11 protein-coding genes are annotated in these 13192 nt (G+C 57.7%); 6 read left to right on the plus strand and 5 right to left on the minus strand.

The window, feature by feature from the left end; genetic code table 11:
- Positions 1-16: 16 nt before the first annotated feature.
- Together M0G74_RS03580 and M0G74_RS03585 are read right to left on the minus strand one after the other, a co-directional pair.
- Positions 17-319 (minus strand): urease subunit gamma, encoded by a 303-nt coding sequence (locus M0G74_RS03580; protein ID WP_248214689.1) that lies wholly within the window; start codon positions 317-319, stop codon positions 17-19.
- A gap of 45 nt (positions 320-364) precedes the next feature.
- The gene (locus M0G74_RS03585) at positions 365-1249 is read right to left on the minus strand and encodes an urease accessory protein UreD (protein WP_248214691.1); all 885 of its coding nucleotides are present in this window, start codon (positions 1247-1249) and stop codon (positions 365-367) included.
- Between the two features lie 264 nt (positions 1250-1513).
- Between M0G74_RS03585 and M0G74_RS03590 the strand changes: the two genes are divergently transcribed.
- The gene (locus M0G74_RS03590; RefSeq protein ID WP_248214692.1) at positions 1514-2062 is read left to right on the plus strand and encodes a thioredoxin family protein; all 549 of its coding nucleotides are present in this window, start codon (positions 1514-1516) and stop codon (positions 2060-2062) included.
- A gap of 177 nt (positions 2063-2239) precedes the next feature.
- Here M0G74_RS03590 and M0G74_RS03595 read toward each other — a convergent pair whose 3' ends face one another.
- A complete protein-coding gene (locus M0G74_RS03595) occupies positions 2240-2947 on the minus strand; it encodes a gamma-glutamyl-gamma-aminobutyrate hydrolase family protein (protein ID WP_248214694.1) in 708 nt (235 codons plus the stop codon).
- 195 nt (positions 2948-3142) lie between these two features.
- On the opposite strand from M0G74_RS03595, the gene M0G74_RS03600 reads away from it, so the two are divergent.
- The 4 genes from M0G74_RS03600 (at position 3143) to M0G74_RS03615 (ending at position 8278) form a co-directional block, all read left to right on the plus strand.
- Positions 3143-3886, plus strand: a complete 744-nt coding sequence (locus M0G74_RS03600; RefSeq protein WP_248214696.1) for an OmpW family outer membrane protein — start codon at positions 3143-3145, stop codon at positions 3884-3886.
- A gap of 284 nt (positions 3887-4170) precedes the next feature.
- The gene (locus M0G74_RS03605; protein WP_248214698.1) at positions 4171-5772 is read left to right on the plus strand and encodes an AbgT family transporter; all 1602 of its coding nucleotides are present in this window, start codon (positions 4171-4173) and stop codon (positions 5770-5772) included.
- Between the two features lie 151 nt (positions 5773-5923).
- Positions 5924-6922 (plus strand): family 43 glycosylhydrolase, encoded by a 999-nt coding sequence (locus M0G74_RS03610; RefSeq protein WP_248214702.1) that lies wholly within the window; start codon positions 5924-5926, stop codon positions 6920-6922.
- 60 nt (positions 6923-6982) lie between these two features.
- Complete coding sequence (locus M0G74_RS03615; RefSeq protein WP_248214704.1) at positions 6983-8278, plus strand: amidohydrolase; 1296 nt, start codon at positions 6983-6985, stop codon at positions 8276-8278.
- A 57-nt stretch (positions 8279-8335) separates the two neighbouring features.
- Here M0G74_RS03615 and M0G74_RS03620 read toward each other — a convergent pair whose 3' ends face one another.
- A complete protein-coding gene (locus M0G74_RS03620; RefSeq protein WP_248214706.1) occupies positions 8336-9934 on the minus strand; it encodes a hypothetical protein in 1599 nt (532 codons plus the stop codon).
- A gap of 358 nt (positions 9935-10292) precedes the next feature.
- Positions 10293-11768, minus strand: a complete 1476-nt coding sequence (locus M0G74_RS03625; RefSeq protein WP_248214709.1) for a DEAD/DEAH box helicase — start codon at positions 11766-11768, stop codon at positions 10293-10295.
- Between the two features lie 664 nt (positions 11769-12432).
- Here M0G74_RS03625 and M0G74_RS03630 point away from each other — a divergent pair.
- Entirely contained in the window at positions 12433-13038 is a 606-nt protein-coding gene (locus M0G74_RS03630; protein ID WP_248214713.1) for a GNAT family N-acetyltransferase, read from the plus strand.
- Positions 13039-13192: the final 154 nt, after the last annotated feature.

Raw genomic sequence — 13192 nt, forward strand, 5'->3', positions numbered from 1 at the left:
CTTTTTATTTAGCGCTTCAGCTGATGGGATTGTGCACGGTCACCAGTTTGGTGCCGTCGGGAAAAGTGGCCTCCACCTGCACTTCGTGAACCAATTCGGGAACGCCGTCCATCACCTGGTCTGCACTCAATATCTCGCGGCCGTAACCCATCAGCTCCGCAACACTTTTGCCGTCCCGCGCACCTTCCATGATTTCCATGGTGATCAGTGCCACGGCCTCCGGATAATTCAATTTCAATCCACGCGCCAGCCGGCGTTCGGCGAGCAGTGCGGCGGTAAACACCAGCAGCTTGTCTTTTTCTCTCGGCAGTAATTCCATGCAAAATCCTGCAGTGCCTTTTCAATTTATAGATATCAAAACAAATCAGGTGCGCCAGATTCGCGGCGCACAGGGGTTACGCCCCAGCCATTCAGGCCGCAGTCGCGCCCACACATCGGTAAGCAGTGCACGCACTTCAAACGCGCAGCGCCCCAACACACGCACCGCGAGCATTTCGCCGACCAGGGTGACACCGGCCACACAGCGCTTGTCATGCGCTGCGATAATTTCCCGGCAGTCTTCCAGCACAATCTCTTCTGGTGCCTCCGTAAACGGCCCCATCACCAGCAATCCATTGATCGGCAGCCCCTGCAGCCCAGCGCGTGATTGCAAAATTTCTTCACCGCTCAAGCGCAGGGATTCCACCAGTAGCGGGACGCCCTCACGAGAAATTTCCAGCCGCTGTAATAACTGGCCACTGGCAAAGGTGGCATCGCAGGCGGGCAAACCGAGGGACGTAACCTCCCAGCCTGCAAAGCGCGCCCCGTGCGCGAGGTCCACCCGCGTGTTCATAGCCCCGTTGGCACCCGGGTAGGCAATATTCTCCAGCGGCAACCACTCCAGGCTCGCCCCGGCCTCGACCCGCAGCGTCGTATTCTGACTCTGCAACAGGCCGTCCTGCCGCGCCCGGTAAACACGCCCAGCACCGGTGGTCGTCACCAGCGCACCCGCGCCCTGCTGAACCTCCACGCGGATATCCAGCCGATCTCCGGAAACCAGCCCTCCGGGCGGATGCAGCAGATACACATGCGCCAGATCCCGCCCTTCTGGAAAGAACGGCTTCTGCACATACAAGGGACCGAAATGCCGATTGCGCACCAGCCGACAGCCACGCGCCCCGCGCGCGAACTGCAGCTCCAGATTCGCGTGCCAGCGCCCTGCGGAAACGGCTTCAGCCGCACTGGGCTCGGGAATAGCGAGTTGATTCATGGAAACACTGGCAACAGCTTCTCGCCCCGGAAAATCTTTCACTCTTTCCCGGCAGCAGGTTGGATTTAAGGCCAATGGAAACAAGATTCAGAAGCGAGGGGTATGCGTCATTTGACGTAGAACGCTACCTGCCGGTACCAGTCGAAAGTTTGAAGTAAAGGGCAAAACGAACAGCGGCCTGAAATGGCCTTACAAAAGCCGTACACTCGGACACGGCTGAATAAATATCAGAATTGATCTCTAGCCTCGGAAAAGGAGCAACCAATGGCCCTCACCCCCTCGACCATGATTCCGCTGGGCACTTCCATGCCCAACTTCAAACTCCCGGATCCGACCGGCACCCAGGTCAGCAGCAGCGACTATGCGGGCAAACCTCTGCTGGTCATGTTTATCTGCAACCACTGCCCCTTCGTAAAACACATTGCCGCCGCACTCTCCGAGTTCGCCGAACAGTACCTGCCCGCCGGCCTCGGCATCGTCGCCATCAACAGCAACGACTTTGCCAGCTATCCGGAGGACAGCCCGGAGAAAATGCAGGAAGAAGTGGCCGCGCGGGGATATCGCTTTGCGTATCTGGTGGACGAGGATCAGTCCGTAGCCAAGGCGTTCGATGCCGCCTGCACCCCGGACTTTTTCTTGTTTGATGGGAATGGAAAGCTTGCCTATCGAGGACAGTTTGATGACAGCCGACCGGGAAATGATGAACCGGTGAATGGGAAGGATTTACGCGGCGCTGTGGATAAGGTTCTGGCGGGGGACGAGCCAGGAGAAGATCAGACGCCGTCGATCGGCTGCAATATCAAGTGGAAATAGATTCTGCTCACGAAGCAATACAGGTGGGCTGAAGCCAAAGTGCTGGGTGTAAGTTTTTGAAAGCGTCGGCGACAGGGACGTCGCCGACGCAGCGTACAGGGATGTATTCACAGCGGTTTCAAAAACTTACACCCAGTGCTTTGGCGCCACATAATGCAAATAGAACTTTCACCTCAACTACGAAGCACTCTTCAAAAAAGCCAGCATCCACCGCGCTACCGCACTGGTGTGAATATCGTTAGAAAGCGAATCCTTACCCTTCTCCACCATATCCTCACCAAACACCTCTTTGCGCAGCTCCATCAGCCCCTGAGAATAGGGCTTAGTGAACTCCGGGTGTGCCTGCATCGTAAGCATGTGCTCACCAACCTGCAGCAGCGCATAAGGGCAGAAATCGCTGGACGCAATCACCTTGGTACCCGGCGCCGGTGTCACCACCTGATCCTGATGGCTCACCAGCAGACTGAAGTTCTGCTTAGGCTCCACCATCCACACCGGCGTCTCCTGCACCTCATAACTGTGCACCCCCACGCCCCAGCCCTTCTCCGACTTGCGCGTCTCACCACCCAGCGCATGGGCAATCAACTGGTGGCCAAAACAGATCCCCAGGGTCGGCTTCTCACGCTTGTGCAACTCGCGCACAAACGCCATCAAAGGCGCAATCCAGGGCTGGTCATCGTAGACACCGGTTTTACTGCCGGTAATCAGGTACGCATCCACCTCATCAATATCGTCCGGATAGTGGCCGTGCTGCACCTCATAGGTCACAAACTCCAGAGATGGGTCTTCACGCTTCAGCAGGTCCGCAAACATCTCCGGGTACTCGCCGAATTCCGCCACCAGTTGCGGGCGTACATCGTCGGTTTTCAGAACACCTATTTTCATCTTTCCACCACTGCTCACTAAAACACACCAGTAAATTTGTGATCACATTATCCCGCTGCGCCCGGAGACCAACAAGCCCCAAATCATCAGCACTCGACCTGTCACCAGAGTAAACGCAAAAATATTGCGCTTTTCCATCCCCGGCTAGACTGAAAGTGTTGCGCCACACGGCCATGAAGTTCAAGGAGCGAATGCATGAAAGCAATCAGCCTGGCTGCGGCGATTCTCGCGGCTACCCTCGGTGCCAACCAGTGCCTGGCAGATTACGAGCAGGGCGACTTCATCGCCCGCATCGGCTGGGGCTATGTAGACCCCGATGATGATTCCGACTGGCTGCGAATCAACGGCAGCACCTTTCTGGAAGATACCCGGGTCTACGTAGACAGCGGTGACAGCGCCACCATCACCGGCACCTGGCTGTTTGCCGACCACTTTGGCCTAGGATTGCTGGTAGCACTGCCCTTCGAGCACGACCTCGCCGTCGCCGGCCTGCCGGACCCGAACAATCCCGGCAACCTGCTGGGCAAAGTCGACCTGGGCAGCATCGAGCACCTGCCGCCGACACTCACGGTGCAGTGGTTCCCCGTGTGCAAAGAGTCCTGGGTGCAGCCCTATGTCGGCTTCGGCGTGAACTTCACCACCTTTATGGATGAAGATATCAGCAATGTCGCCAACGAGTATTTCGAGGACGTGCTCGGTGCCCTGACCCCGGCGGACCTGAAGCTGGACGACTCCTGGGGGCTCGCTGGCGAGCTGGGGGTAGACATCATGTTCGGTCGCGACAGCAACTGGCTGTTCAATGCGGCGGTCTGGTACCTGGATATCGATACCAAGGCGAAGATCGACTTCCGCTCCCGTGGCGATTTCACCACCCGTATCACCACTGATGTGGACATAGATCCCTGGGTCTATTCGGTGGGACTCGGCTACAAATTCTGACCCTCAACATCTGAACCGGTTTGCGTTTGAGCGGGCGTCAGCGGGCGCCCGCCAAACCAATTACGGGCCATCATCTGCGCACGCTGAACGCTCACCCCGCCCCTTTCGCACTGGCACTATACCCTTCGATCCCCCAGTATTTTCGGCAAATATTGCCCAAAATCCCTGAAATTCAACTAGAAATACTGGCACCCTTCGCTCAAAGGCGCCGCCATCATTATTGCTGTATGATTGCCCGTTATTTGATCACTTTTTAGCCGGCAGGCACTCGCACAGGAGACATAATGACAACATCCACATCCCCCAGTGACATCCAGCCCGCCGGCGCCACGAAAAAAACGGCATTTACCCGCTTCCTCGACACTGTCGAGTGGCTGGGCAACCTGCTCCCCCATCCGATTACTCTGTTCGCCCTCTTTGCTGTGGGTGTGGTGCTGATCAGTGGCATCGCGTCCTTTTTTGGCCTGTCAGTGGCGGATCCCCGCCCCGAAGGTGCTGCCGGTCGTGCTGCCGATGGCGTTATCCATGTGGTCAACCTGCTCTCTGGCGAAGGTCTCAGGACCATAGTCACAACACTTGTCACCAACTTCACCGGTTTTGCACCCCTGGGCACGGTTCTGGTGGCCCTGCTGGGTGTGGGGATTGCCGAGCACTCCGGGCTGCTGTCTGCCGCGGTGCGCGGTATGGTTCTGCAGGCCTCCAAACGCACCGTTACGGTGATCGTGGTATTCGCCGGCATCATCTCCAATACCGCCTCCGAGCTCGGCTATGTGGTGCTGATCCCCATGGCGGCGATGATCTTCCACTCCCTCGGCCGACACCCGCTGGCGGGTCTGGCCGCGGCTTTTGCCGGGGTATCCGGCGGTTACAGTGCCAACCTGTTCCTCGGCACCGTGGATCCGCTGCTGTCCGGTATCACCGAATCCGCCGCGCACATGATCGACCCCAACTATGTGGTGGGGCCCGAGGTGAACTGGTTCTTCATGATCGTCAGTACCTTCCTGATCACCATTGTGGGTAGTTGGGTGACCCTGGCGATTGTGGAACCAAAATTGGGCAAGTACGACAACAGCGAAGCGTCTGTCGACCTGTCACAGGACAAGATGACCACCCTGACCGACACCGAGAAACGCGGCCTGAAATACGCCGGCCTCGCGGTACTTGCGGTGTGTGGTTTGCTGGCACTCACCATAGTGCCGGAGTGGGGTGTACTGCGAAATCAGGAGACAGGTGCCGTAGCCGGCTCCCCCTTCCTGAAAGGCATTGTCGCCCTGATTGTGGTGTTCTTTGCGGTACCGGGCTTTGTCTACGGCAAGGTGGTGGGCACCATGAAGAATGACCGCGATGTGATCGATGCTATGTCGAAAAGCATGGGCACCATGGGCATGTATATCGTGCTGGTGTTCTTCGCCGCGCAGTTTGTGGCCTTCTTCAAAATGACCAACCTGGGCACCATCTTTGCGGTGCTGGGTGCGGAAGCCCTGCAGAGCATCGGCCTCACCGGCCCGATCCTGTTCTTCTTCTTTATCCTGATGTGTGGTGTGGTCAACCTGAGCCTGGGCAGTGCCTCGGCGCAGTGGGCGGTAACCGCGCCGATCTTTGTTCCCATGCTGATGCTGCTGGGTTATGCGCCGGAAGTGATCCAGGCCGCTTACCGGATCGGCGACTCGGTGACCAACATCATCACGCCGATGATGAGCTACTTCGGCCTGATCGTGTCTTTCGCCACCCGCTACAAGAAAGACCTGGGAATGGGCACATTGATCGCGACCATGATCCCCTACTCGATCTTCTTCTTTATCGGCTGGACCGCACTCTTCTTCCTTTGGGTGTTTGTCGCCGGCCTGCCGGTTGGCCCCGGAGCGGCGACTTACTTCACCATGTAAGTCACCGGAACCGACAAGCAACCTCCAGAAACCGCGCCCTCGAGCGCGGTTTTTTTTGGCCATTACTTCCCGGTCAATAATCCGTACAATCGGCCAGACCAAAACAATAAATGGCCTGACAAAAATGAGGCCGCGATGAAAGGAGTGTCCCATGCCCAAAGCCACCTTGAGAGCGACCCTACTGTCGCTACTAGTGAGCGCCAGCGCCACCCAGGCCCAGAACCCCCTCGATTTCGGCAGCAACATCAAAACCGCCGACCCGTCTGCCCACGTGTGGAGCGACGGCAAGATGTACCTCTACACCTCCCACGACGAGGAGTGCCAGCAGGATTTCTGGATGAAAAACTGGCATGTGTTTTCGTCGGACAATCTGGTGGATTGGGAAGATCACGGTGCCGTGCTGTCGGTGGACGACCTCAGTTGGGCCGACAACTATGCCTGGGCACCGGATGCGGCCTACAAGAATGGCAAATACTACCTGGTGTTTCCCGCGGGCACCGGTCACAAGAATCGGGTAAACCCTGAGAAGAGCACCAAGTGGATGGGCATTGGCATTGCCGAAAGCGACTCGCCCACAGGTCCCTTCAAAGATGTCATCGGCGCGCCCCTGTGGCGTACCCCCTATGCCAACGATCCGGCTTTGTTCATGGACGACGACCGCAAGGCTTACCTGTATTTCCACGGCACCAGCTTTGATTACTACGTGGTAGAGATGGCCGAGGATATGCGCAGTATCCAGGGCGATTTCCAGAAGATGGATATGGGTGGCCACGAGCCAAAGATGGAAGGCCCCTGGGTCTTCAAGCGCGACGGCAAATATTATTTCACCATGCCGGAAAACAACCGCGAGCTCGCCTATTACATGTCCGACTCACCGCTGGGGCCCTGGGAGTACAAGGGTGTCTTTATGGATCAGGAGAACCAGAGCAACAACCACCACTCCATCGTCGAATACAAGGGACAGTGGATTCTGTTTTACCACCGCTGGATGCAGTCACCGGTGTCCAGCTGTGAGAAACGCCAGCGCTATTCCACCGCCGAATACCTGCATTTCAACGCGGATGGCACCATCCAGAAAGTGGTGCGTACTGACCAGGGTGTAGCGGATTTCTCCGAGCGGGTTAAGAGCACCATTGCCCACAAGGATTGATTCTTGCAGCAGTGCATGGTTACCTGCCAATCGGCCATGCACTGCAAACAGGAATTTCTTGTGAAAAAAACAACATTAACCATCGCTCTCGCACTCGCCGCCACCGCCCTCCAGGCACAAGCGGCGGATGCCGACAAACAACTGGCTCAGACCGAAAGCAAGGTCATCGAATGGCGCCGCCACCTGCACCAGAATCCTGAGCTGGGTAACCGCGAATTCGAAACCGCCAAATACATCACCGCACACCTGAAGTCCCTCGGCATGGAAGTGGAAACCGGTGTTGCCCACACCGGGGTGATCGGCTTGCTCAAGGGCGGCAAGCCAGGCCCTACCGTGGCGCTGCGCGCGGATATGGATGCACTGCCAGTTACCGAGCAGGTGGATATTCCCTTCGCCTCCAAGGCAAAGACCGAATACAACGGCGAGCAAGTGGGTGTGATGCACGCCTGTGGTCACGACACCCATGTAGCCATGCTGATGGGTGCCGCCCAGGTGCTGGCGGATATGCGCGATGAGCTGGCTGGCAATGTGCTGTTTATTTTCCAGCCCGCGGAAGAAGGGGCGCCCGATGGCGAAGAGGGCGGCGCAGAGCTGATGCTGAAAGAGGGCTTGTTCAAGAAGTACAAGCCCGCTGTGGCCTTCGGCCAGCACGTGACCTCCAGCCTGCCGACGGGTGTGATCGGCTACCGCTCAGGCCCGCTGATGGCGAGTTCCGACGAGTTCCGTATCAATGTAAAAGGTCGCCAGACCCACGGCTCCCGTCCCTGGGGCGGTGTCGATCCGATCACCGCTGCCGCGCAGATTGTGATGGGCACCCAGACCCTCGTCAGTCGCCAGATTGATATCACCAAGGAACCCGCGGTGGTGTCCTTCGGCAAGATCGACGGCGGTGTGCGCAATAACATCATTCCCGACAGCGTCTTCCTGAATGGCACCATTCGCAATTTCGATATGGATAATCGCCAGGAAATTTTTAAACGCTTGAAAGTCACCGCGGAGAAAATTGCCGAGAGCACCGGCGCTACCGCGGAAGTGGAAATTCTGGAAGGTTACCCGGTGACCAGTAACAACCCGGCGCTGACCGAAGCTGCAGTACCCGCACTGAAAGCCGCGGCCGGTGATGACAAGGTGATGGTGATTCCGAAAATTACCGGTGCTGAAGACTTCTCATTCTTCGCCAATGAAGTTCCCGGTTTTTACTATTTCCTGGGTGTCACCCCAAAAGGCACCAACCCTGCCAGCGCCGCCAGCAACCACTCGCCGCGTTTCTACGTGGACGAAAGCGCGCTCAAGGTAGGCACCAAAGCGATTACCCAGCTAACCCTGGATTACCTCGCCAGCCAGCAAGAAAGTTAAAAACCACCTTAAAAAAAGGCGGAGCACTGCTCCGCCTGTTTCTCTTCGATCGTCAGATCAATGCGCGCGCGCCCTGCGCTCCGCCATCAAGGCTTCAAACGCAATCGCCTCTGCACTCTTTACTGCCACGGTGCTTTCCTGTGGGACGGCAGTGCGCAGTGTTCTCACCGCCACAGTTGCCGCTTCAGGTGCACTGGCAAAACAGCGCTCCAGCAGGCAGTCCATAATGGTTTTACGATCATCCAGCTCGTGGAATTGACGCAGTTCGCCGCTCACCGGATCTTCAACCACAAACGGTTCCTCTTCCCCGGTGGCCAAATTGATCACGACACCGCTCATAAACGCTGAAATCTCGGCAACTTCCCCAACTTCACGCTCCACCACGTGGGAAAACTCGGTGTTGGTCTCGGTACCGTGGCAACCGCTGCAGGTATTCAGGCCGACGATATGCCGCGCCTCATTATTCAGGATTCCGGGTCCGTTCCAGGTAGTTACCGGCCGCGCAAATCGCCCGATCTCGGCATCGGAAGCACCACCGAGCAATGGCTCACCGGCAAACTGGAGCGGTACCACATAGCTGCCATCGAGGATTTCGGCTTCCGCGCTGTTGACGTAATCCGCGAACAGCTGGGTGCCGTTCACGTCATCCGCCGGGGTCTGTGCGACGGTCGCGGGCTCCAGCAAGCCGGTTTCCGCACTGAGTTTGAATTCCCGCAGCTGCCAGGGATCCGCGAAGGGCAGCTCATTGGTGCGCAGCTGGTTCAACGCATTGCCATTGGGCTTGTGTGGCACGGTATTTTTACCGGTAAAACGGTTGGTCAAGGCGATCAACTGCTGGTTGTACTGTTCACCAAACTCCAGTGCACCCAGTGCGTGGAAGCCCTCGGCCCAGGCCAGCAGCTCCTCTTCCGAATTGGCTTCCAGGCCGTACTCAAAGATGACCTTGGCCGGCAGGGTTCCACCGCTGCTGGGCTGGTTAAAGCTGAATACAAAGCGCGCCTCACCACCACTGGTGACCTGGCCACTGGCATCCCGGGTATGCAGATCCGGGCGGTAGACAATCGCCAGCAGGCGGAACAGGTGAATATCGAAATTCAGCGCATCGCTGGTGCCCTGGCTCAGGTTAAAGCTCATACCCCGCCAGGGTTCGATAAACAGCGTCTGCATCTGCGGGCGCGTGGCCACCACGTCCTCGTTGATGACCTGCTGGTTGAGGTAGCTGTTGAGCCAGTGCAGAACAAACGCTTCTTTTTCCGCGTTGGTCGGATTCTCCTGCGGCATCATCTGTTCAATCAGATGCAGCCAGGAAAGCTCGCCGCTGATGGCCGCTTGCGAGTCCACCACCGACAGGTCGCGAATCAGCAACTCTTTGTCGATGTCCACGGCGTGAAATGCAGGCAAGCAGGTGCCATCCAGCGTCCACTCACCCCACTCCCCATGGTGGGTGGAAGGCAGTGTGTTCTGGTTCCACCAGTTGGCGGTATACCGCTGCTGGCTCTCCACCACCCGGGCGCCACTGGCATAGGCGCTGACCGAGTCCCAATCAGGTACTGCGGTGCAATCCACCTGTATGGCCTGTGCGGAAGTAGCAGAAGTAAAAACGGCAGAAGCTGCCAGGACCAATGCGGACGCATTGGCACGGATAGATCGATACATAACTCTGTCCCTAAAACGAGGTTGCGGACAACCTCAAGTACTTCGAATTCACGCACCTTTCCGGGTGCGCAAAGCGGTGGCAGCAAGAAATAAAGCGAATTGCCTCTCACCACACCCGCCAATGACAACGCTGTCATTGGCGCGAAATACTAATACCAACAAGTCATGAAATCTATATAACGGGAACTATAGCCGAGACAAGCTGCAGATGAACAGGACCGGTGCCGCGCCCCGATTCAGTACCCCGGGAAAGACGCCATTACGGCCCTGCCGAGTGCGGCAGGTAAGTGAGCACCAACAAAAACGGCGAGCTGGAAGCTCGCCGTTTCGTGGAAAAATTTTCTAGCAGGGCGTCAAATCACGCCGTTTCACTGCGCCGGGCCCGACGCTGGCGAGGACGTTGATCCGCACCGCCAGCGCGATTGCCGCGCGAGTCGCCGTTGCCACTGCGATTGCCATCCTGGCGATTACCACTGCGATTTCCGTCCTGACGATTGCCGCGCGCATCGTTTTCAGAGCGCCGGTTGCCGTTACCGCGGTTACCCGAGCGATTGCCGGATCGACCTTCGCTATTGCCAGAGCGGTTTCCGGAATCCCTTCCGTCGGAAGCGCCGCGGCGGTTGGCCGGCTTCTTGCGCGGGGCGCCGTCACGGCGCACCTGTGCGCCCTTGCCAACCTTGCCTCCGGATTCGGGTAACTGGTGATCCGGCTCATAGCCTTCAATTTCTTCGCGCTCGATGGGCTTCTGGATCAGCCGCTCGATATCCCGCAGCTGCTTGATTTCATCCGCAGAAACCAGAGACACCGCGCGACCGCTGGCGCCGGCACGGCCGGTGCGGCCAATACGGTGCACATAATCTTCCGGCACGTTGGGCAGGTCAAAGTTCACTACCTGGGGCAGCTGATCGATGTCGATACCGCGCGCGGCAATATCCGTCGCCACCAGAATCCGAACCTTGCCGGATTTGAAATCGGCCAGGGCCTTGGTGCGCGCATTCTGGCTCTTGTTGCCGTGAATGGCCGCGGCAGAAATCTTGCTCTTCTCCAGCTGGGTCACCAGGCGGTTGGCACCGTGCTTGGTACGGCTGAAGACCAGGGCCTGATGCCAGTCATTTTCCTTGATCAGGTGACTGAGCAGCGAGGTCTTGCGCGCTTTGTCTACCGGATGCAGCTTCTGCAGTACCGTCTGGGTGGTGGTATTGCGCGGGCTTACATCGATTTCCACCGGATCGTTCACCAGCCCCTTGGCCAGGGCGCGGATTTCCGGAGAGAAAGTCGCGGAGAACAGCAGGTTCTGGCGCTTGGCCGGCAGCACCCGCAGAATTTTTTTGATGTCATGGATAAAGCCCATGTCCAGCATACGGTCGGCTTCGTCCAGTACCAGCACTTCCAGTGCATCAAACTTGATCGCGCGCTGATTGTACAAATCCAGCAGGCGGCCCGGGGTGGCGACCAGAATGTCGGCACCGCCACGCAGGCGCATCATTTGTGGGTTGATCTTCACCCCACCGAATACACAGCTGTGTCGCAACGGCAGGTTTTTGCTGTAGCTCTGCACATTATCAAAAACCTGCGCCGCCAGTTCGCGGGTCGGCGTCAACACCAGCGCCCGCACCTGGTTATTGCTGGCGCGTTTGCCGCTACTCAGGCGATGCAGCAACGGCAGGGTAAAGCCGGCGGTTTTACCGGTACCGGTCTGCGCCGCCGCCATCACATCACCGCCGCGCATGACCACAGGGATCGCCTGCTCCTGAATCGGGGTGGGCTTGGTGTAACCCTGTTCCGCAACGGCGCGGGCAATTTCCGGCACCAGGCCGAGATCTTCAAACAACATAAATTTCTTTCTTCAATTAACGAATGTGCGACTGCGCAATAGCGACTGTGCAGTTCGCGAGTTTGTGGTTCCGGCACCCAGTGTCAGGGAATAGATCCGGTCAGAAAATTTGGGGGAAGCTGTGCTGCTGTGAACAGATCGAAAAACCCATGTTCCACGGGTCAGCTTCAAATTCGCCGCCAAAGGCAGTAGCCGAAAGTTTCACTTCGGCACGGTGCGGCATTCAGTAGAGGAGGTTCAGACACACTGTTGAGTACAGCGTTCCAGAAATGAGCCGAAAACAGTCTCGGCCTACAGATGACGCAACTGGCGTTAGCGCCAGCCGCGGCACTATACCACAGGGCGTCAGACTGCCCAGTTTTATTTGCAATGGTGTCGCACAGGCACTATTTCGCCCGAAATCCCCTTCGAGCCCCGTGGAACCTTTGGCTGCCACTGGCGCCACCGTAGCATTCCCCTGCGGCTGTAGAATCGCTGCCGATGGTGCTATAGCCGGGAAGTAGCAATAACAAGCGTGAACCTGGACTCGGGGAAACGTGAGCGGCAATACCGAAGTTTCGGTGCTGTGCTTTCGGTTCTACATACTAGGCACAAAATCGACACGAGGGCCGCAGATTGAGTGACACAAATTCTTCGAGTCGCGGCAAACGGGGAGGATAGCCTTATGTCTGGCACGACCATGAATCAACGCAGCCAGTGGTTCGAAAGCGGCGTCAATGAGGGCGACCTGAATGAGATCGGCATCAGTGACAGCCCACTGGACCATAGTCGCTATACCCTGCGAGACGGCCGCCAGGTTGTCATTCGCCCGGTACAGGCATCGGATGTCGATCTGGAACGCGAACTGATTGAGGGGCTGTCCGCCGACTCCTGTCGAATGCGCTTTCTCGGCGGCATTGGCCAGGTCAGCAAACAGCTGATGAGAATTCTTAGCGACAACGACCCGCAGCACGAGGCATTTATTGCACTCTATAAGGATGAAGCCGGTAACCAGCACGCCGTAGGAGTCGCCAACTTCGCCTGCGATCCAGACGGTCGCGCGTGCGAGTGCGCCGTTGTGGTTGCTGACGACTGGCAGAATGCCGGCCTCGGCAAATATCTGCTGCAGGAGCTGGTAGACGCCGCCAAGGTCGACGGCCTGGAAGAAATTTACTCCATCGAATCCGCGGGCAACAACGCCATTGACCACGTCGCCCGGGAGCTGGGGTTCGCGTGCAAGTCCGACCCCCGCGACTACACCATGGTGCGCTATAGCCTGCATCTGCAGTGACCTGCTGTTGCAACCACTACATTGGTAACCCCAGCATTTGCAGACAAACCGCAAAGCCAGCCCGGGATAACCCACCAGAGGGCGGCAGCAGCCGCCCTCACACACAATTGTCAAAAAGTTGACATTCCCGCCACCGGCGCCTATCTAAAATGAC

Origin of the sequence: Microbulbifer sp. CAU 1566, from assembly GCF_023156515.1 — a bacterium.
Classification (GTDB): domain Bacteria; phylum Pseudomonadota; class Gammaproteobacteria; order Pseudomonadales; family Cellvibrionaceae; genus Microbulbifer.

Excerpts from the sequence above, each read along its gene's own strand:
- M0G74_RS03585 (WP_248214691.1), bottom strand. The coding sequence starts at position 1,249 with ATGAATCAACTCGCTATTCCCGAGCCCAGTGCGGCTGAAGCCGTTTCC.
- M0G74_RS03605 (WP_248214698.1), top strand. The coding sequence starts at position 4,171 with ATGACAACATCCACATCCCCCAGTGACATCCAGCCCGCCGGCGCCACG.
- M0G74_RS03590 (WP_248214692.1), top strand. The coding sequence starts at position 1,514 with ATGGCCCTCACCCCCTCGACCATGATTCCGCTGGGCACTTCCATGCCC.
- M0G74_RS03610 (WP_248214702.1), top strand. The coding sequence starts at position 5,924 with ATGCCCAAAGCCACCTTGAGAGCGACCCTACTGTCGCTACTAGTGAGC.
- M0G74_RS03600 (WP_248214696.1), top strand. The coding sequence starts at position 3,143 with ATGAAAGCAATCAGCCTGGCTGCGGCGATTCTCGCGGCTACCCTCGGT.
- M0G74_RS03630 (WP_248214713.1), top strand. The coding sequence starts at position 12,433 with ATGTCTGGCACGACCATGAATCAACGCAGCCAGTGGTTCGAAAGCGGC.
- M0G74_RS03625 (WP_248214709.1), bottom strand. The coding sequence starts at position 11,768 with ATGTTGTTTGAAGATCTCGGCCTGGTGCCGGAAATTGCCCGCGCCGTT.
- M0G74_RS03620 (WP_248214706.1), bottom strand. The coding sequence starts at position 9,934 with ATGTATCGATCTATCCGTGCCAATGCGTCCGCATTGGTCCTGGCAGCT.
- M0G74_RS03580 (WP_248214689.1), bottom strand. The coding sequence starts at position 319 with ATGGAATTACTGCCGAGAGAAAAAGACAAGCTGCTGGTGTTTACCGCC.
- M0G74_RS03595 (WP_248214694.1), bottom strand. The coding sequence starts at position 2,947 with ATGAAAATAGGTGTTCTGAAAACCGACGATGTACGCCCGCAACTGGTG.